This window comes from Arthrobacter rhamnosi (genome assembly GCF_054510975.1).
In genome coordinates this window covers 559,210-578,258 of the sequence record NZ_JBTNDN010000001.1, presented here as the reverse complement: position 1 = coordinate 578,258, position 19,049 = coordinate 559,210, and the positions used below count along the sequence as shown (strand labels likewise).

Sequence of the window (19,049 nt, the reverse complement as noted above, 5' to 3'; positions counted from 1 at the left end):
ATCCGCGAGTGGCAGGCAGGAAAGCGAAGCCCGAGGAGGAATCGCCCGTCGCCCTGAAGCGCCGGGCCCGGAAGATCGGTCGGGTCCTCGGCGAGACGTACCCGTACGCGGTGGCCGAGCTCGACTTCCGCAACGCCTTCGAACTCCTGGTGGCGACCGTGCTCTCCGCGCAGACCACCGACGTCCGGGTCAATCTCACCACCCCTGCGCTGTTCGAGCGATACCCCGACGCCCGTGCGATGTCCGAGGCCCAGGAACTCGAGCTGCAGGAGATCATCCGCCCCACGGGGTTTTACCGCGCGAAGGCCAACAGCCTCCTCGCACTCTCCCGGCGCCTGGTCGACGATTTCGACGGCGAGGTCCCGGGACGGCTCGAGGACCTGGTGACCCTTCCCGGTGTCGGGCGGAAGACCGCGAACGTCGTCCTGGGTAATGCCTTCGGTGTCCCGGGCATCACGGTGGACACCCACTTCGGGCGACTGTCCCGGCGGTTCCGCTGGACGGCGTCGGAGGACCCCGTCACGGTGGAACGCGAGGTCGGTGCCCTGTTCGAGCGCAAGGACTGGACCATGCTGTCGCACCAGGTCATCTTCCATGGGCGTCGGATCTGCCATGCCAAGAAGCCCGCGTGCGGGGTGTGCCCCGTCGCCGCGCTGTGTCCGTCCTTCGGGGAGGGTGAGGTGGATCCGATGAAGGCGGCGAAGCTGCTCAAGTACGAGCTGGCTCCCGGGCGCGAGGAACTGGTGGAGCTGATGCGAGCCGGACGGACCCGTGCGGAGCTCCGCGAGGCCGGGTACGGTCTGGGTGCCTAGCCTCCGGCCCACCCTGGTCCGGGGCGCGCCCGCGGAACCGGTCCTGCCGTGACGGTGTACGACGAACTGGCGGCGTGGGCGAAGTCCATGGATCGCCCCGACGCCGCCCTGGTGCGCCCGACCGGCTGGCAGTTCGCACGGCTCGATCCCGCACGGGCCCGGCGTGCGGCGGTCCTCATCCTGGTCGGTCCGCGCGACGGCGAACCCTCCACGCGAGATCCTGAGCATCCCGGTCCCGACGACGTCCCCGGTCGCGACCTGGACATCCTGTTCGTGATGCGCGCCGGCTCGCTGTCCAACCACCCCGGCCAGGTCGCCTTCCCCGGCGGCACCATCGACCCGGGTGACGCGGATGAGGGCGCGGCGGCCTTGCGCGAAGCCTGGGAGGAGACAGGCGTGGATCCGGACGGCATCGAGATCCTGGGCCTGCTGCCGGAGGTGGGGCTTCCCGTCAGCAATTTCATGGTCACGCCGGTGCTCGGGTGGTGGGCCGAGCAGTCGCCGATCCATGCCGTCGATACGGCGGAGTCAGAGCTGGTCTTCCGGGCTCCCGTGAGCACCCTCCTCGACCCGGAGCACCGCAGGACCGCCGTGGTCCGGCGCGACGGATTCGTCAGCAGGACCCCTGCCTTCCTGGTGCCGGAAGCCGTGATCTGGGGCTTCACGGCGATGCTGCTGGACGCGATGTTCGATGGGCTCGGCTGGACGCGCGCCTGGGACCGGTCCCGGGAGATCCCCGCACCCCTGTGAGCCGGCCGGGACCCTGGAATCCGGCCGCCGGGATCCGGATGCGACCGGGGGAGTACCGGTCCCTGAGGGAACCCGAAAGGGCAGCCAGGCCGGTGACCGTGTCGACCCGGCCCTTCGCCCTGAGGGCCGCCTCGGCTGCGGGTACGACGGGCGAGGCACCGAAGCGGGAACTCCGCAGCACCGCCAGGGCCTGATCCGCCCCGCTACCCCTGACCGCCCCGGGTCCGAGCACGGCGCGCCGCACCTGGTAGGACAGGACGTTCCGCGCCAGAACGGCAGGACTCGACAGAGCGACGGAGACAGCCGTCGAATCGAGTCCGCGGAGCCCGGCCGCTCCGAGGGGCCGGAGGATGCGCACGGCCGGCGCGAGGCGGGACGGGCGACCCGTTGCGGTTCCCGCGCTCGGCGCCGATCCGAGCGCCTGTCGGGCGGACCGGACGGACCGGAGAAGGGCCGGCGCCCGTGCGCCCTGCAGCCCCGTGACCAGCCTCGCCGCTCCGGGTAGCCGCGCGGCAACGACCGGCACGGTGCGCGCGAGCGCGCTCAGCCGTGCGAGGACCTGATGTACCCGGGCCACCATCTGCGCGGTGCGGGCCGCACCGACCAGGGCGGTGATCGCGGCCGAACCACCGAGCGTGGCGAAGCTCAGCGCGGTTCCGACGGCCGCCAGCGCCGCACACTCCAGGGTGAACGACCGGGTCTCGTCGATCAGCTCCTGGTGCGCCTGCTCGACGGCGGCGGCGAGCGACGCGCACCCGGTGGCGATGTCCCTCGACGCCTCGGCAACACGACGGCCGCAGCTCTGGAGCACCGCACTCCTCGTCCGGAGGAGCACGAGATCCTCGGCCAGCAGGCCATCGAGGAGCATGTGCGACTGGGAGGCGGGACCGTCGAGGGTCGCGTCGACGTCATTGGCGAGTACGGCCCAGGACATCCCCGCCGAACGGAGGAGTTCCGGATCACCGGAGGGCCACGCCACGCCGGCTATCCCGGCGACGATGTCCCAGCACGGAGGGGGCCAGCCGGGATTGACATCACAGGCGGACGGCGGGCACGGAGCGGCTCCTTCCCCGACCGCCGCCGGAAGCGACGGGCGAATCAGCGCGGACATGCCGCCGGAAGCGACGTGCTCCGCGAGGATGTAGTTTCCCGCCGAGATGGCCAGTGCCTGCGACGTGTCCGATGACGCGAGCGCGAGCTCGTGGCACGCGGCCAGGACCTCGCGGGCCGCCGGGTCGTAGGAGGCGGCCCAGCCGGCGCCCAGAGCGTCCCACCCGGCCATGCCGGCGGTCCGCACCAGTGCCGCACTCGCCGCACCCGCGGCGTCGGCGAGTCCACGGGCGGCGACCGAGGCCAGCGTTGCTGCTTCCGCGTACCGGTCGGTATCGATCCTCAGGACGTTCACGCACTCCGCCTTCCCGCACTCGTGCTGCCACCGTACGGGGAGACCGGTCCGTGCTCGAAGTGTCCTCGGACGATGTGGACAACGGTCCGGAGTCCGAACTACTTCGCGTCCGCGTAAGAGGAGACCGCGACGGTGTTGATGGAGAACTCGATGGGGATGTCGCCATAGATCAGCCGCGTCGCCGCCCGGGCGGCGAGGTCGAGGATGGTGCCCGCCTCGTCCGCCTGCTGCGCGGGGACATGCAGCACCACTTCATCGTGCAGGAAGAAGATGATGCGGCTTCGCGGTTCCGGGATGCTGCTTGCGGCCAGCCGCCGTCGGATCTCGGCGAGCCAGCACAGCGCCCATTCCGCCGCCGAGGCCTGGACCACGAAGTTCCGCGTGAAGCGGCCGCGAGCCCGGGCCGCTCCGTCCGCCCGGCGCTGCTCCTCCGCCGTCGTCGTCCTCTGCCTCGCTCGCCATTCCTCCGACGCGGGCGGGCAGCCGCGGCCGAGGTAGCTGGAAACGCCGCCCCCTGCCTCACCGGCCCGGGCGGCCGATTCCACGACGGCGATGGCCCGCGGGTAGGCGCGCGTCAGCTGTGGCATCAGCCTGCCCGATTCGCCGCTCGTCGCGCCGTACATCGCGCCGAGCATGGCGAGTTTCGCCTGAGCGCGGTCGCCGCCGAACCCCTGGTCCGCGATCCCCTGGTAGAGGTCCTGTCCGCGGGCCGCGGCTGCGAGCGCCGCGTCCTGCCCGAGGGCTGCCAGAACCCTCGGCTCGAGCTGCGCCGCGTCGGCGACGAGGAAGACATGGCCCTCGTCGGGCCGGACGGCGTCGCGCACCTGCCGTGGGATCTGCAGTGCACCTCCGCCGCGCGACGCCCAGCGTCCCGACACGACACCGCCCACCACGTACTCGGGCCGGAACCTGCCGTCCCGGACCCAGGCGTCGAGCCAGTTCCAGCCGTTCGCGGTCAGCAGGCGCGAGAGCTTCTTGTAGGCGAGGAGCGGTTCGATGGCCGGATGCTCCTGCCGCTCGAGTTCCCAGGAGCGCGTCGTCCGGACCTCGATACCGGCGCGGTGCAGGGCGCGCAGAACCTCCTGCTGTGAATCGGGATTGAGCGAGGGGTTACCCAGGGCGGTGCGCAGCTCCTGGGCGAGCCGCTCCAACTCAGCCGGTCTCGAGCCCTCCGGCGGGCGCGGTCCGAGGGTCCGTTCCAGCAGGTCCTCATGGACGTCCCGGCGCCAGGGAAGCCCCCAGTGCTCCATCTCGGCGGCGATGAGCGAGCCCGCGGATTCCGCGGCGACGAGGAGATTCAGGCGCCCAGGCCCCGCACCCGATACCGCGGCGAGCTGCTCCCTGAACTGCCCGGCGACGTCGCCCACCGGGGGGCCCACCGGTTCCTGCGGTTCGTCGAACAGCGAGTGCTGGTTCGGCGCCGCAGGGGGCGGCAGCAGGTGACGGGCAGGCTCCGTGCCATCGTCCGTTCCGGCGCTGGCCCTCAGGGATTCGATGTACGGAGAGGGGCGGCACGACGGCGAGTGCGCGAGGATGTTTCCCGTCAGCGACAGGTCCCAGCACCTGTCCACGGACACGCCTGCGGACAGGAGGTCGGGGTACCAGAGGCGCGTGCTGCTCCAGACCCAGCGCGGCCGCCGGGTCTCCGCCTCTGCGACGGCGGCCGCGAACGCGTCGTGATCGACGACGTCGGGCTCCCCGAGCTGCCGGCCCTCGGAGTCCAGCTGCTGGAGCGCCATTCCTGCGCTGCCACCGCGACTCGACGGCACGGAGGCCACGGCAATGTACATGAGCACATTGTCGGCGGTGGGGGTGTCATTCCTCGAATCGGGAGGGTTGTCCACATGGCGGCCGTGCCCGCTCCGGAGGGAACTCCCGCCGAGGACGCTTGACCGATGACGCAGGCGATGTGGGCCCTGAACGCCCGGCGGGGGCCGGTGGTCCTTGCGGGCGGCTCGCAGCTGGTCAAGGACCAGGTGGCGAGGGCCTGTGCTGCCGCAGGCGTCGCGCCGATGCTCGTGCCCGTCCTCGCCGAAGCCCTTTCCCTCGATCCACTGGTGCTTCTCGTCGGCTGCGAGCAGGTCACTGAAGGGCTGCACGGCCGGCGTGAGGTCATCGTGGTCGGGGGAGCCGGGGATGAAGCGAGGGCATGGGGGAGCGCCGCCGGCCTGCCGTCGTCCCGCGTCGTCATCCTGCCCCAGGGTGCAGGCTGGCTCGCGGAACACCTCGGACGATTGCTGAACCCGGCCGCCACCGGGCCCGTGGTCGGTGTCCTCGGGGCCGCCGGCGGATGTGGGGTCAGTACGTTCGCTTTCTGGTGCGCCCGCCATGCCGCCGCCGGGGGAGGGTCCGCATTGCTGGTGGATGGGAATCCCCTGGGTGGGGGCCTGGACCTCGCCCTCGGCCTCGAGGACCGCCCCGGCGTGCGATGGCATGACCTCGGGGAGATCCGAGGCACACTGAGTGCCGAGCAGCTCGCGGCGGCGCTGCCGACGGACGGTACCTTCTCCCTGCTGTCACACGCCGCGCCGACCGGCGCCGTCCAGATTCTGTCAGGGGACGGCATGGGGTCCGCCGGAGTCGTCCTCGAAGCTGCGCGGGGTGCCTTCGACACCAGTTTCATCGATCTGGGCAGCAGTGGTGCCGCCGTTCCGTCGCTGGTGGCTGCGTGCGATCGGCTGGTCCTCCTCGTCCCGGCCCGGCCTCGCAGTGTCGCCGCAGCTGCCGCCGTCCTGCAGGCCCTCGGGTCGGCACCCGTGACGGTGGTGCTGCGCGGTCCGGTCCTCGACCGCCTGGATGCGTGGTTCGTCGCCGAATCCGTCGGACGAGCCGGCCCCCTCCCGTACCTTCCCTTCGTGCGGGGAGTGGCGCAGGCGGAAGCAGACAGCAGGATGCTCGATTTCCGCCTGCCGAAGAAGGCGCGGAAGCTCGTCCAGTCCGTGGTCGACGGTGTCGTCGCAGGTGCCGTCGCGGGTGCCGTCGCGGGTGCCGTCGGGGGCGCCGTCGGGGGCGCCGTGGCGGGTAGGGAGCGGACGGCATGAGGGGCGGCGACATGCCGGGCGGCCCCACCCGGCGCCAACTGCGTGCCACCCTCGGCAGTGTCCCTGCCTACCAGGATCCTCCGGGGTGGCCGGCCGGCGACAGGGCAGGGGGCAAGGATCCCGGAGGGGCACCCGGGGCATCGGCGTCCTCCGGGGCATCGGGGGCCTTCATGGTCGAGTCGGTGCGGAGGGCTGTTCTTGCCGGAGATGTGCCGGCGACCGGAGCGGCCTTCGCCGACGCCGTGGGATCGAGCGGGAAGCTGCTCGGGTCGGAGGGGACCCTGTCCGCGCTCGATCACGTCCGTGCCGAGCTCAAGGGACTGGGGCCGCTCGAGCATCTCCTGGCGGAGGAAACCATCACGGACATCCTCGTCAACGGGCCCGATGACGTGTGGGTCGACGGCGCGACCGGCCTGCGGCGAATCGGCTGCATGTTCGACACCGACCAGGAGGTGCGCGCGCTCGCCGTCCGCCTCGTGGCCGCCGGCGGCAGGCGCCTCGACGACGGGTGTCCCGCCGTGGACGTGCGTCTGGGAGGGCTGCGGATCCACGCCGTCCTCCCGCCGATCTCGACGGCGGGGACACTCCTGTCGATCCGGATCCGGAGGCCCCGGGTGTTCACCCTTCCGGAGCTCGTCGCCGGCGGGACAGTCGCCCCCGCGATGGCGGAGGCCTTGACGCTGATGATGCGGCACCGCCTGAATTTCCTCGTCAGCGGCGCGACAGGAACCGGGAAGACCACACTCCTCTCCACCCTCCTCGGCCTGGCCGGGCACCAGGAGCGCGTGGTGCTGGTCGAGGATGCGGCAGAGCTCAACCCGTCCCACCCGCACACCGTCGGACTCCAGTCCCGTCACGGCAACCTCGAGGGGGCGGGCGTACTCGATCTCACCGAACTCGTGCGGCAGGCGCTGAGGATGAGGCCGGATCGGTTGGTGGTCGGGGAATGCCGCGGTGCGGAGGTTCGCGAGTTGCTGTCGGCGATGAACACAGGGCACGACGGCGGCGGGGGAACGGTGCATGCGAATTCGGCGAACGCCGTCCCGGCCCGTCTGAGCGCGCTCGCCGCTCTTGCTGGTCTGGCCCCGGAAGCCCTCGCACTGCATGCGGCCAGCGGTCTGGACGTAGTGGTGCATGTCGTACGCGATGCCCGGGGCCGACGCGTTGAAAGCATCGGACTCGTGGAGCTGAGCCCGGGCAAGGACCTCGCGGTGACGCCCGCCCTGGTCGATACCGGTACGGGTTGCCGCCGGGCGGCGGGATGGAGCGGCTTCGCCGTCAGGGTGGGCTGGACCGGGCCCGACCCGTGACCGGGACGACCGTCGCATGCCTGCTGGCGTGTGCTTCCATCGTGCTCGCACTCCCCAGGACGGTACCGCGGGGCAGGAGGCCGCAGTCGGGTACGGTCCTCGCCGGGGCGTCCGGTGTCCGGGGCGCCGGCGTCCGGGCAGGGCTCGGGCCGACGGGCGCCAGGACGGCCGACCTGCACGAATTGCCGCTGTTCGTCCACCAGCTGGCCGGGCTCCTCAGGGCAGGGCGGCCACCCCACGTCCTGTGGGCGGACCTCGAGCTCGTCTATGCAGATCGGCACAGCGCTTTCGGCGATGCAGCCCTACCGGTGATCGCGACGGCACGCCGGGCGGCCGGCCTGGGCCTCAGCGTCCCGGATGCCCTCCGTCAGGCTGCGGGAGGCTCCAGCGCCACACACCGCAGGGGCTCGAGCAGCGCCCACGTCGACCGCCTGTGGATCGACCTCGCGGGCTGTCTGGAGGTTGCAGAGCGCAGCGGGGCGCCGCTGGCGGGGATCCTCGAGCACTACGCGGCCCAGCTCGACGCCCAGCTCGACGGGCTCTCCGCCCGCGACACTGCGCTGGCAGGACCCCGTGCAACGGTCGTCCTCCTCGCCTGGCTACCGGTCGTCGGCCTGGTCCTCGGCTTCGCCCTCGGCATCAACCCGTTCGAGGTACTCGCCGGCTCGGCCCTGGGACGGCTCGCCCTCATGACGGGCGCAGTCCTGATGGTGGCATCACGTGAATGGTCCCGGCGCCTGGTGCAGCGCGCAGGAGGTGCGCCATGATGGCCGGGCCACTGGTCTCCCTGTTGCTGGCCGCTGCGGCTCTCACGCTGATGGTCGGATCGGGACGGGTCAGGACCAGGATCCCGCCACCCGCACGTCCGGGAGGACGACGGGGGATCAGGGACGCCCCGCTCATCCTCGACCTGCTGGCCGCCGTGTTGTCCTCGGGTGCCTCGGTCGAGAAGGCCCTGTTCCTCGTGGCGGAGACCTGCGAGCCCCGGATCCGCTCGTCCCTGGTGCGCGTTTACGCCGCCCGGGTCCTCGGCGCTTCATGGGACGCCGCATGGGATGCCGCATGGGATGCCGCGGGGGACATCGCAGGGGATTCCGCCGGCAGAGCCGTGAGGCACGACGGGTGGACCGGTAGGAGCCGTCCCGCTGCCCGGAAGCAGCGGGCTCCCCGGCTCCGCCGGGGACGTGGAGTGACGGTTCAGGGTGGGGTCGTCGACGACGTCCGGCAGGGCCTTCGCTTCGCCACGTCCACGGGTGCGCCGTCCGCGGCGCTCCTGCATGCCCACGCGGCTCAGCTGAGACGGCGGCACAACCGGGAGGTGGACAGGAAAGCCGCGGCACTGGGAGTGCAACTCGTCCTGCCCCTCGGCCTGTGTTCGCTACCTGCCTTCATCTGCCTCGGAGTCGTGCCCGTCGTCCTGGGGCTCTTGCCCCTCTAGTTCCGCCAGCAGTTATCCACTTAGCCCTCCGGGGAATCCACCGGGCACGTCCCCCTCGGGAGAGTTGTTCCTGCGGCGACTGCCGCTCCCAGCACGGGGACCAACGCCCCCGCCGACAGAAGGAGTTCCCATGTCATCGGAAACACACGCAAGGATGCCGGGTGGTTCCTCGTTCCAGGTGCCCGCGGAAGCCCGACATGACGGATCGTTCTGCCCGATCAGCGAGTCCCCGGTCGATGGGGTCAGCCCCGAGCCGGTCCTCGGACAGGACGGCAAGGGGTGTTTCCCCCGCCCGGAGCCCGTGGGCGACCGGGCCGCCCGTCGGGCTGATGCCCGGCGGCGGCGGTCGAACGCACGGATCATCCGGCACCGCCAGGATGACGTGCCCGGTGGGGAGGCAGGCATGGCGACCGCCGAGTACGCCATCGCCACGCTCGCCGCAGTCGCCTTCGCGGCATTGCTCGTCGCGGTGCTGTCCAGTGGCGAGGTCAAGGGCCTCCTGATGTCCCTGATCACGTCTGCGCTGAACTTCGGCTGATGGGTGCGGACCGGGGCAGGCCGCGGCGGGGACGGACGGGATGGGAACCGCACCGCCGCCGCGTTCCTGCCGGCGGTCTCGGCGGGACGCCTTCCGCCTGGGACCGTGGCAGGGGACGCGCACGCCCTGGCCAGCGCGGGTCGGTCACCGCCGAGGTCGCCGTCGTCCTTCCCGTCCTGGTCGTCCTGCTCGCGCTCCTGCTCGGTACCGCGCACATCGGCACGGTCCAGCTGCAGCTGGAGGAAGCAGCACGGGCAGGAGCACGCGAGGCCATGCGGGGTGAGAGCAGTGCGTCCGTGGAACAGACGGTCCGGCGGCTTGCAGGAAGCAACGCGACCACTTCCGTGGCGTTCGGCTCCGGCTGGACCACCGTGGAGGTGAGGGCGCGGGTCGATGGGCCTGTCGTCGAATTGATGGGAATCGAGCTGATTGCGACCGCCTCGGGGAAGGAGGAGGACCGTGGGTAGGTGCATGACCGTGGGCAGCGCGGGGTCGCCCATCGACTCCGAGGGCGGGGCCGGGACGCTGCTGATGGCAGGCCTCGCCATGCTGGCACTGCTGCTGATCGCCTCCGCGGCCCTGCTGCTGCAGGCCGCATCGGGCGCGTCGAAAGCGGCGACAGCAGCAGATCTCGCCGCACTGGCCGCAGCGGACGCTGCCCGGGGACTCACGGTCGGCGACCCGTGCTCCACGGCCGGATCAGTTGCGGAACACCATGGCGCAGTTGTGCAGGCCTGCACCATCGGCGAGACGGGTCCGGGAACCGCCCTGGTCCGCGTCTCCGTCGGCATTGCGGGCCTGCTTCCCGATGCGGTGGGTGCGGCGCGGGCCGGGCCGCCGCCATGATGTCGACGGCAGCGCGGCCTGGACGTCCTCCATGACGCCGTCTCCTGGTCCTGGCGGTCTAGGCTTTCCGGCCCAATGCGATGGCGGATCCGGAGGCCACTTCGGACGCCACTCCGGACGTGACGACCGTGGATCCGGCCGCCGCTCCGGACGCCGCCGCTCCGGACGCCGCCGCTCCGGACGCCGGTGCACCGCGGGAGCCGGAACCCGTCCCGGAGGCGGAGTCCGTCCCCGGTGCCGGCTCGGCTCCGGTCGCCGCGCCAGCGGCCTGCTTGAGGATCAGGGAGAGGACCGCGACGGCACCGCCCTTGCTGAGCGGATTGTTGCGGTTGCCGCACTTCGGGGACTGGACGCAGGAGGGGCAGCCGGACTCGCACTCGCAGGCTTCGATCGCGTCCCGGGTCGCGGACAGCCAGGTCCGTGCCGCCTCGAAACCGCGCTCGGCGAAGCCTGCACCCCCGGGGTGGCCGTCGTACACGAAGATGGTCGGCAGCCCCGTGTCGGCGTGCAGGGCCGTGGACACCCCACCGATGTCCCACCGGTCGCTCGACGCCACCAGGGGCAGCAGCCCGATCGCGGCATGCTCCGCCGCATGGAGTGCTCCGGGAAGCTCCTCCGCGAGGATGCCTTCCGCCGCGAGGAGTTCCGGGCTGATCTCGAACCACACGCTCTTCGTGAAGAGGTCCCGTGCCCCGAGTTCGAGCGGCTCCTCGGCCAGGACCTCGTTGGAGGAGAAAGCCTTGCGCTGGAAGGACACCACCTGGGTGGTGACCTTCACATCGCCGAAGTTGGCGAGGACACCGCCCCAGAGTCGGCTGACGTCGCGCCCGATGACCTCGATCTGCGTGACGTCCCGCGCCTGCGTGTAGTAGTCGGGATGGGCGCGCGAGACGACAGCACAGTGGTCCTGCTCGTTGAGCTCCTGCACCACGTAGGTCCGCCCCTGATGGACGTATACCGCGCCCGGATGCGCCTGGTAGTGGCTCTGGGGCGAGTCCATCGTCCCGAGCAGCGCCCCGGAATCAGCCTCCACGATGTTGATCGGCCCGCCGCCGTCGGCGCGCAGGTTGACCATCGCGGCGGCGCTCTGCGGGTGCGTCCAGAACCATCCCGCGGGGCGCCGCCGCAGGAAGCCCTGGTCGCACAGGGTGCCGAGCAGATCCTCCGAGGTGGCACCGAACAGGCCGAGGTCCCCCTCGGTGAGGGGCAGCTCGGCCGCGGCGGCGCACAGGTGCGGACCGAGGACATAGGGATTGGAGGGATCGAACACGGTCGCCTCGACGGCGAGGTCGAAGACCGCCTCGGGGTGGTGCACCAGGTAGGTGTCCAGCGGGTCGTCGCTGGCGACGAAGGCCGCGAGGGCGTCCTGTCCTGACCGTCCGGCGCGGCCGATCTGCTGCATGAGGGAAGCCCTCGTTCCGGGCCAGCCGGCCACCAGGACGGCATCGAGGCCGGAGATGTCGATGCCGAGTTCCAGCGCGGACGTGCTGGCGACACCCAGCAGTTCCCCGCTCCGCAGCGCAGCTTCGAGCGCCCTGCGTTCCTCCGGCAGGTATCCGGACCGGTAGGCCGCGATGCGGTGCGGGAGGCTCGGGTGCACATCCTCGAGCATCCTCCGGGAGGTCTGGGCAATGCTCTCCGCACCGCGACGCGACTTGATGAACGCGATGGTCCTCACTCGGGAGGACACGAGGTTCGCGAGCAGGTCGGACGTCTCGGCAATGACGGTCCGCCGGGTGGGAGCGCCGTTCTCGCCCTTCATGCCCGTGAGCTGGGGCTCCCAGAACGCGACCGTCGTCGAACCGTGCGGCGAGCTGTCCTCGGCGACGGCGGACACCGGGGCGCCGATCAGTCGCCCGAAGGACGCGGCGGGCTCCGCCGACGTCGCCGAGGCCCCGATGAACACAGGGTTCGCGCCATAGCTCGCGCAGATCCGCCGCAACCGTCGGAGGAGGTTGGCGACGTGGGAGCCGAACACCCCCCGGTAGCTGTGGGCTTCGTCGATGATCACGTACTTGAGGCGCCGGAAGAAGCGGGCCCACCAGGTGTGGTTGGGCAGGATGCCGTAGTGCAGCATGTCCGGGTTCGCGAGGACCAGGTTCGCGTGGTCGCGGATCCAGCGGCGCGCGCCGGACTCCGTGTCGCCGTCGTACGTCTCGGCCCGAACCGTGGGCAGTTTCAGTGCGTTGATGGCGGACAATTGGTCCGCGGCCAGGGCCTTGGTGGGCGCGAGGTAGAGGGCCACGGACCCGTTAGGTGCGAGGGTCGCGCGATTTCCGAGTTCGCTGCGGTGGATCTCGTCGAGGACCGGAAGCTGGTAGCAGAGGGACTTCCCCGAGGCGGTGCCCGTCGCGATGATCGTGTGCGCTCCGTCGTGGGCGGACCTGGCCCCCTCCACCTGGTGCCGCCACGGTTCGACCACTCCGCGGGTCCTGAACGCCTCGATGACGTCCTGGTGCGCCCATTCGGGCCAGGGGGCGTGCTCGGCCTCCCGGGCCGGGATCTCGCGGACGTGCAGCAGTTGCTCAGGGTCGGGTCCACCTCCGAGCAACGGGATCAGGGAGTTCTGCGCAGCCACGCCGCAATTGTCCCATCGCGCATCCCGCATGCACGGCGGAAACGGTCCTTATCCTCTGATGACGAACACGTCGGCGAGATTCTGCCACCCGAGGAATGCATACAGGGCGCGGCCGTCCGCCGAGGCCATGAGCAGGCCGGTGGTGATGTCGTCCTCCAGGACCGCGGCGGTCAGGGCACGCATGACGTAGCTGCCGAGGCCCCGCCGCCGGTAGCCCTCCTCCGTGACGATGCGATCGTAGACCGCGTACTCGCCCACCACGGCGACCGACCCCCGGGCCGCGAGCTCCCCGCCGGCATGGACCGTCACGCTGCGGCAGGCGCCCTCACGGGAGCGCTCGAGGGTGAAGTCCTCACCGGGCGCCCGCGGGTCCTCGACGTCCTGGCCCCGCATGTCGAGACTCATCAGGGACTGCTGGCGGTCCGTGACCTGCACGTGGAGCGGCTGGGCCGCGTCGATGAGCTCCTGCATCCGGCGGGTGACGACCGTCAGCACCCGTCCCGGATCCTGCCGGGTCTCGGATGCCAGCTCGAGGAACCGTTCGGTGGTGGGTTCGAAGAGGAAGTGCTCCGTCCGGTTCTGCTGGTCGGTCAGCAGGACGGAGGTACTGCGCCCGTCCCTATGCGGTTCGTATCCGCGGCACGCGGACCATCCGTCGATCCAGGTCTGAAGGAGCTCGTCATCTGCGTGTGCGCCCATGTGCTGAACCATAGTTCGCGGGGACCGCGAATCACAGGGACTGCAGCCGCGGAGGCGGCCGTGTGACGCCGCGAAGTAGGCTTTAAGCCGTGTCGATGAACCGTATTGCCCTTTATTACGCCTTTTCACCCCTGCCGGATCCTGAGGCAATCCGCCTGTGGCAGCGCGCACTCTGCGAGAAGTGGGGGCTGCGCGGGAGGATCCTCATCTCCAGGGACGGCATCAACGGAACGGTGGGCGGCGAGATCTCGGCCGTGAAGCAGTACGTGAAGACGACGCGTGAGTACCCGGCGTTCCGTGGCATGGAGATCAAGTGGTCCGACGGCGGCGCGGACGACTTCCCGAGGCTGAGCGTGAAGGTGCGGGACGAGATCGTCTCCTTCGGTGCCCCGGGTGAGCTGAAGGTCGACGGGAACGGGGTCGTGGGCGGCGGCACGCACCTCGCGCCCGAGGAGCTGCATGCGCTGGTCGACGCCAAGCGGGCGGAGGGGGAGGAGGTCGTCTTCTTCGACGGCCGGAACGCCCTCGAGGCGCAGATCGGCCGCTTCAAGGGGGCGGTGGTCCCCGACGTGCGCACCACGCACGACTTCGTCCGCGAACTGGACTCCGGCAAGTACGACGACCTGAAGGACAAGCCTGTCGTGACCTACTGCACGGGCGGCATCCGCTGCGAGGTGCTCTCCAGCCTCATGGTCAACCGCGGCTTCCAGGAGGTCTACCAGCTCGACGGCGGCATCGTGCGCTACGGCGAGAAGTACCGCGACGGCGGACTCTGGGAGGGCTCGCTCTACGTCTTCGACAAGCGCATGCACCTCGAATTCAGCGACGACGCCGTGACGATCGGCAAGTGCGTGCGCTGCCAGACACCCACGAACAAGTTCGAGAACTGCTCCAACCCGTCCTGCCGCAACCTGACCCTGTACTGCGCCGGGTGCGCTGCGGACCCCGCCACCCTGCGCTGCCCGCAGGGGTGCGAGTCCGACGAGGCCGAGGCCACGGCAGCAGGCGCTGCCTGATGCCGGTCACCGGAAGTGCCGGCCGGCAGGAGTTCGACGACGACGTCGCGTCCGCGCCGTCGAGCACGGACCTGACATCGCTCGAGGCGCTCGCCGGGGACCTGGCTGCCCTCGACTACACCGTCGACGGCGTCGAAGCCCTTCTCGGCGCTCCCGCGTACTCCGCACTCGGCCGGGGCCAGCTGGTGCCGGCGCTCCTGGAATGCCGGCGCCTCCTCCGTGGAGGCGGGACCGCGCAGGTCATCCCGGTGCTGCTGTGGCTCCTCGGGGAGACTGTTCCGGAAGAGGGGCTCCGGGCCGCTTTCCCCGGCGTCAGCGTCCCCGGCCTCGAACGCCTGAGGCTCATCGAGAGGGCCGGGCCTGACGGCGTCGCCGCGGAAGGCGCCACGGGAGCCGGCGGAGATACCGCTGACGGTGCCGCCGGCAGCGATGCGGGAGCGGCCCCCACGCGCTGGCGTGCCGCTGTCGAGCTGCGTCCCTACGGCTCGGACGTCGGAGGCAACCTGTGGGTGGCGAGCGACCTCGGTGCGGAACAGCGCCCAGGAGCCCTGCGCCACGACCACGTCCTGGGCATCGGAGGGGCGTCGCTGACCCTGGCTCAGACCGTCATGAGGACGCCGGTGGACCGGGCCCTGGACCTGGGAACAGGGTGCGGCATCCAGGTCTTCCACCTCCTGGCGCACGCCCGCCACGTGACGGCGACCGACATCTCCGACCGCGCCCTCGCGTTCGCCCGGTTCAACCTCCTGCTCAACGCACCGGCACTGGACATCGACGCCCAGCGGCTCGGGGACCGGGTTCTCCTCCGCCGGGGCAGCCTGCTCGCGCCGGTCGAGGGGGAGCACTTCGACCTGGTGGTCTCCAATCCGCCCTTCGTGATCACGCCGCGCACGGGGGAGGAAGGCTATACCTACCGTGACGGGGGACTGGCAGGGGATGCCATCGTCGAGACTCTGGTCCGGGACCTGCCCGGGATACTCGCACCGGGCGGTGCCGCGCAACTGCTCGGCAACTGGGAGATCACCGAGGGTGCGGCGTGGGATCGCCGCATCCGGAGCTTCGTCCCTCCCGGCGTGGACGCCTGGATCATCCAGCGTGAGCAGCTGACGCCGGTGCAGTACGCCGAGACGTGGCTGCGCGACGCCGCCGAGAATCGTGACCGCGGCTCCTACCTGGACGGCTTCGCCGCCTACCTGGCCGACTTCGCCTCCCGGAACGTCGAGGCGATCGGCTTCGGGTCGGTGTGGCTCCGCAGGCCGGGCACACCCAGCAACCTCGTCCGCGTGACGCTCGAGGAGATCACCCACGACATCGAGCAGCCCGTGGGCCCGCACCTGGCCGCCGCCGTCAGCCGCAGCGACTGGTTGGCCGCCCACACCGAGCAGGCCGCCTCGGGCATCGGCATCGCCGACGAGTTCCTGCTCGTCGCCGACGACGTCACCGAGGAACGCCACCAGCGGCCCGGTGCCGAGCACCCCGGAGTCATCCTTCTGCGGCAGGGAGCCGGCCTCCGGCGCACCACGCTCCTGAGCACCGAGCTCGCCGGATTCGTCTCCGCGTGCGACGGCGACCTCACGGCGGGGCAGATCGCGGGCGCCCTCGCCATGCTGCTGGAGAGGCCCGATGCGGCCTTCACCGCGGCACTGCTGGTCGACGTCGAGCAGCTCATCCGGGAAGGCTTCCTGATTCCTGCGCCCTGAAACCAGCGGTTACCCTTGTGCAGGTACGCATGACGCATACTGTCAGGTGAGGCCCAGCAGCGGGATCCGGACCGGATATCCGCGTTCCTGCTGCGGCATCGCACCCGCTTATATAGGAGAGAAGTGCCGACCAAGGCCACGGACAAGAAGCACGGCAAGAAGCTCGTCATCGTTGAGTCCCCCAGCAAGATCAAGAGCATCTCGGGCTACCTCGGCGAGGGCTTCCAGGTCGCCGCGTCCATGGGGCACATCCGCGACCTGCCGCAGCCCTCCGACCTCCCCGCGGAACTCAAGAAGTCCTCCGTCGGCAAGTTCGCGGTGGACCTCGACAAGGATTTCGAGCCGTACTACGTCGTCTCCCCCGAGAAGCGGAAGACCGTCGCGGAGCTCAAGGCAGCCCTGAAGGACGCCGACGAGCTCTACCTCGCAACCGATGCGGACCGCGAGGGCGAGGCCATCGCCTGGCACCTGCTGCAGGTCCTCAAGCCGAAGGTCCCCGTCTACCGGCTGACGTTCGGTGAGATCACCAAGGAAGCCGTCACGCGCGCCATGGGCGAACTGCGCGACGTCGACATCCCCATGGTCGATGCCCAGGAGACCCGGCGTATCCTCGACCGGCTCTACGGGTACGAGATCTCACCCGTCCTCTGGCGCAAGGTGGCCCGGGGCCTGTCCGCCGGCCGCGTGCAGTCCGTCGCCACCCGCCTCGTCGTCGAACGCGAACGCGAGCGCATGGCGTTCCGCGCGGCGTCGTACTGGGACCTCACGGGCACCTTCACACCCGAGGATTCCTCGAAGGGCAGCACCTTCCCCGCGAAGCTCGTCGCCGTCGACGGCAGCCGCATCGCCTCCGGCAAGGACTTCTCCGACCGCGGTGAGCTGAAGGCGGCCAGCGCCGTCCGGCTCGACGAGGACGCCGCGCGCTCCCTCGCCGTCGGGCTGGAGAGCGCCGCCTTCACCGTGCGGTCCGTGGAGACCAAGCCCTACACGCGCCGTCCCGCGGCGCCGTTCACCACGTCGACCCTGCAGCAGGAGGCGGCCCGCAAGCTGCGCTTCAGCTCGAAGGTCACCATGCAGGTGGCGCAGCGGCTGTACGAGAACGGGTACATCACCTACATGCGTACCGATTCGTCGGCGCTGTCGGACCAGGCCATCAACGCCGCCCGTCGCCAGGCGTCGGAGCTGTACGGCCCGGAGTACGTCCCCGGGTCTCCCCGCGTCTACAAGGGCAAGGCCAAGAACGCGCAGGAGGCGCACGAGGCCATCCGCCCCGCCGGCGACTCCTTCCGCACGCCCGCCCAGGTGGCGCAGGGCCTGCGTGGCGACGAGTTCCGGCTCTACGAGCTGATCTGGAAGCGGACCGTCGCCTCGCAGATGGCGGATGCCAAGGGCTCGACGGCCTCGCTGCGCCTCGGTGCCAGGAGCGCCGACGGCCGGGATGCCGAATTCTCCGCATCCGGCACCGTCATCACCTTCCGTGGCTTCATGGCCGCCTACGAGGAAGGCCGCGACGCGGACCGCAACGAGGACGGCACCGACGACGACGCGCAGGGTACGCGCCTGCCCAACGTCGCCCAGGGCGATGCCCTCGGCGCGACGGCGATCGAGGCCTCCGGCCACGAGACGTCGCCGCCCCCGCGCTACACCGAGGCGTCCCTGGTGAAGGTCCTCGACGAGCGCGGCATCGGCCGCCCGTCGACCTACGCCGCGACGATGTCCACGATCATGGACCGCGGCTACGTCCGGACTCGGGGCCAGGCCCTCGTGCCGAGCTGGATCGCCTTCTCCGTGGTACGCCTGCTCGAGGAGCACTTCAACGACTACGTCGACTACGACTTCACGGCGGAGCTCGAGGAGGACCTGGACCGCATCTCCCGCGGGGAGACCGGCCGTGTGGAGTGGCTCAACCACTTCTACTACGGGGACCGCAAGGACACCGGCCTGCACACGATCGTCAGCGAGCTCGGCGAGATCGACGCGCGCCGCATCAACTCGGTGGAGATCGCCGACGGCATCACGCTGCGCGTGGGCAAGTTCGGACCGTATCTCGAGAAGCCCCTGCCACCGGACGCACCGGAGGGGACCGAGCCGCAGCGTGCGAACGTGCCCGAGGACCTCGCGCCGGACGAGCTGACCGCCGAGAAGGCGATCGAGCTGATGGAGGCCCCGACGTCGGAGGAGCGTGTCCTCGGGACCGACCCGGAGACCGGGCGGACCATCGTGGCACGCGACGGCCGCTACGGACCGTACGTGATCGAGCTGATCCCCGAGCAGACGGCCGAGGAACTGGCCAGCCAGCCGGTCGAGTACTACAAGAACGGCAAGCCCAAGCCGCCGAAGAAGCCCGCGAAGGTCAAGCCGCGCACCGGCTCGCTCTTCAAGTCCATGTCGGTGGACACGGTCACGCTCGAGGATGCCCTCAAGCTGATGAACCTGCCGCGCGTACTCGGGACGGATGAGGACGGCAAGGAGATCACGGTGCAGAACGGCCGATTCGGCCCGTACCTGAAGAAGGGCAGCGACTCCCGCTCCATCGGCTCGGAGGAGGAGATCTTCACGATCACCTTCGAGCAGGCGCAGGAACTCTACAAGCAGCCCAAGCAGCGTGCCGGCAGGACGGTCACCCCACCGCTGGCCGAGTTCGGGGACGATCCCGTGAGCGAGAAGCCCATCGTGGTGAAGGACGGCCGCTTCGGCCCCTACATCACGGACGGCGTCACCAACATCACGGTGCCCGGCTCCATGGCGATCGAGGAACTGACACGTGAACAGGCGATCGACATGCTCGCCGACAAGCGTGCCAAGGGCCCGGCCCCGAAGAAGACCACGCGCCGGGCGCCTGCGAAGCGCAAGGTCGCGGCGGGCAAGTAGCGCCGCGGGACAACAGACGATATCGGGGGATGAGCGGGAAGCGCG

The 19,049-nt window shown here is 70.7% G+C and carries 16 protein-coding genes; 12 read left to right on the top strand and 4 right to left on the bottom strand.

What is annotated here, in order from left to right; all coding sequences use genetic code 11:
- The first annotated feature begins 8 nt into the window (after nt 1-8).
- Together nth and ACX80J_RS02710 are read left to right on the top strand one after the other, a co-directional pair.
- Nucleotides 9-812, top strand: coding sequence for an endonuclease III (gene nth / locus ACX80J_RS02715; protein WP_459346743.1), 804 nt, complete (start codon nt 9-11; stop codon nt 810-812).
- 48 nt (nt 813-860) lie between these two features.
- A complete protein-coding gene (locus tag ACX80J_RS02710; RefSeq protein WP_459346742.1) occupies nt 861-1,562 on the top strand; it encodes an NUDIX hydrolase in 702 nt (233 codons plus the stop codon).
- Here ACX80J_RS02710 and ACX80J_RS02705 read toward each other — a convergent pair.
- Nucleotides 1,474-2,967, bottom strand: coding sequence for a hypothetical protein (locus ACX80J_RS02705; RefSeq protein ID WP_459346741.1), 1,494 nt, complete (start codon nt 2,965-2,967; stop codon nt 1,474-1,476). The genes ACX80J_RS02710 and ACX80J_RS02705 overlap by 89 nt on opposite strands.
- Before the next feature lie 98 nt (nt 2,968-3,065).
- Entirely contained in the window at nt 3,066-4,757 is a 1,692-nt protein-coding gene (locus ACX80J_RS02700) for a bifunctional 3'-5' exonuclease/DNA polymerase (protein WP_459345594.1), read from the bottom strand.
- A gap of 105 nt (nt 4,758-4,862) precedes the next feature.
- Between ACX80J_RS02700 and ssd the strand changes: the two genes are divergently transcribed.
- The 7 genes from ssd (at nt 4,863) to ACX80J_RS02665 (ending at nt 10,140) form a co-directional block, all read left to right on the top strand.
- The gene (ssd, locus tag ACX80J_RS02695) at nt 4,863-6,008 is read left to right on the top strand and encodes a septum site-determining protein Ssd (protein ID WP_459346740.1); all 1,146 of its coding nucleotides are present in this window, start codon (nt 4,863-4,865) and stop codon (nt 6,006-6,008) included.
- A complete protein-coding gene (locus tag ACX80J_RS02690) occupies nt 6,005-7,318 on the top strand; it encodes a TadA family conjugal transfer-associated ATPase (RefSeq protein WP_459346739.1) in 1,314 nt (437 codons plus the stop codon). Before ssd ends, ACX80J_RS02690 begins: the two co-directional genes overlap by 4 nt.
- Nucleotides 7,315-8,085, top strand: a complete 771-nt coding sequence (locus tag ACX80J_RS02685) for a type II secretion system F family protein (RefSeq protein ID WP_459346738.1) — start codon at nt 7,315-7,317, stop codon at nt 8,083-8,085. Before ACX80J_RS02690 ends, ACX80J_RS02685 begins: the two co-directional genes overlap by 4 nt.
- Nucleotides 8,082-8,756, top strand: coding sequence for a hypothetical protein (locus ACX80J_RS02680; RefSeq protein ID WP_459346737.1), 675 nt, complete (start codon nt 8,082-8,084; stop codon nt 8,754-8,756). Before ACX80J_RS02685 ends, ACX80J_RS02680 begins: the two co-directional genes overlap by 4 nt.
- A 130-nt stretch (nt 8,757-8,886) precedes the next feature.
- Entirely contained in the window at nt 8,887-9,294 is a 408-nt protein-coding gene (locus tag ACX80J_RS02675; protein WP_459345589.1) for a DUF4244 domain-containing protein, read from the top strand.
- Nucleotides 9,294-9,761 (top strand): TadE family type IV pilus minor pilin, encoded by a 468-nt coding sequence (locus ACX80J_RS02670; RefSeq protein ID WP_459345588.1) that lies wholly within the window; start codon nt 9,294-9,296, stop codon nt 9,759-9,761. Before ACX80J_RS02675 ends, ACX80J_RS02670 begins: the two co-directional genes overlap by 1 nt.
- 4 nt (nt 9,762-9,765) lie before the next feature.
- A complete protein-coding gene (locus ACX80J_RS02665; protein WP_459346736.1) occupies nt 9,766-10,140 on the top strand; it encodes an Rv3654c family TadE-like protein in 375 nt (124 codons plus the stop codon).
- Nucleotides 10,141-10,198: 58 nt separating this feature from the next.
- Here ACX80J_RS02665 and ACX80J_RS02660 read toward each other — a convergent pair whose 3' ends face one another.
- Entirely contained in the window at nt 10,199-12,718 is a 2,520-nt protein-coding gene (locus ACX80J_RS02660; RefSeq protein WP_459346735.1) for a DEAD/DEAH box helicase, read from the bottom strand.
- Between the two features lie 48 nt (nt 12,719-12,766).
- On the bottom strand, nt 12,767-13,417 hold the full coding sequence (locus ACX80J_RS02655) for a GNAT family N-acetyltransferase (RefSeq protein ID WP_459346734.1): 651 nt from the start codon (nt 13,415-13,417) through the stop codon (nt 12,767-12,769).
- Between the two features lie 89 nt (nt 13,418-13,506).
- Here ACX80J_RS02655 and trhO point away from each other — a divergent pair, with 89 nt between their 5' ends.
- The 3 genes from trhO to topA all read left to right on the top strand — a co-directional run bounded on the left by trhO (nt 13,507) and on the right by topA (nt 19,004).
- The gene (gene trhO, locus ACX80J_RS02650) at nt 13,507-14,433 is read left to right on the top strand and encodes an oxygen-dependent tRNA uridine(34) hydroxylase TrhO (protein WP_459345584.1); all 927 of its coding nucleotides are present in this window, start codon (nt 13,507-13,509) and stop codon (nt 14,431-14,433) included.
- Nucleotides 14,433-16,133, top strand: a complete 1,701-nt coding sequence (locus ACX80J_RS02645; protein WP_459345583.1) for a DUF7059 domain-containing protein — start codon at nt 14,433-14,435, stop codon at nt 16,131-16,133. Before trhO ends, ACX80J_RS02645 begins: the two co-directional genes overlap by 1 nt.
- Before the next feature lie 123 nt (nt 16,134-16,256).
- On the top strand, nt 16,257-19,004 hold the full coding sequence (gene topA / locus ACX80J_RS02640; protein ID WP_459346733.1) for a type I DNA topoisomerase: 2,748 nt from the start codon (nt 16,257-16,259) through the stop codon (nt 19,002-19,004).
- Nucleotides 19,005-19,049 lie beyond the last annotated feature (45 nt).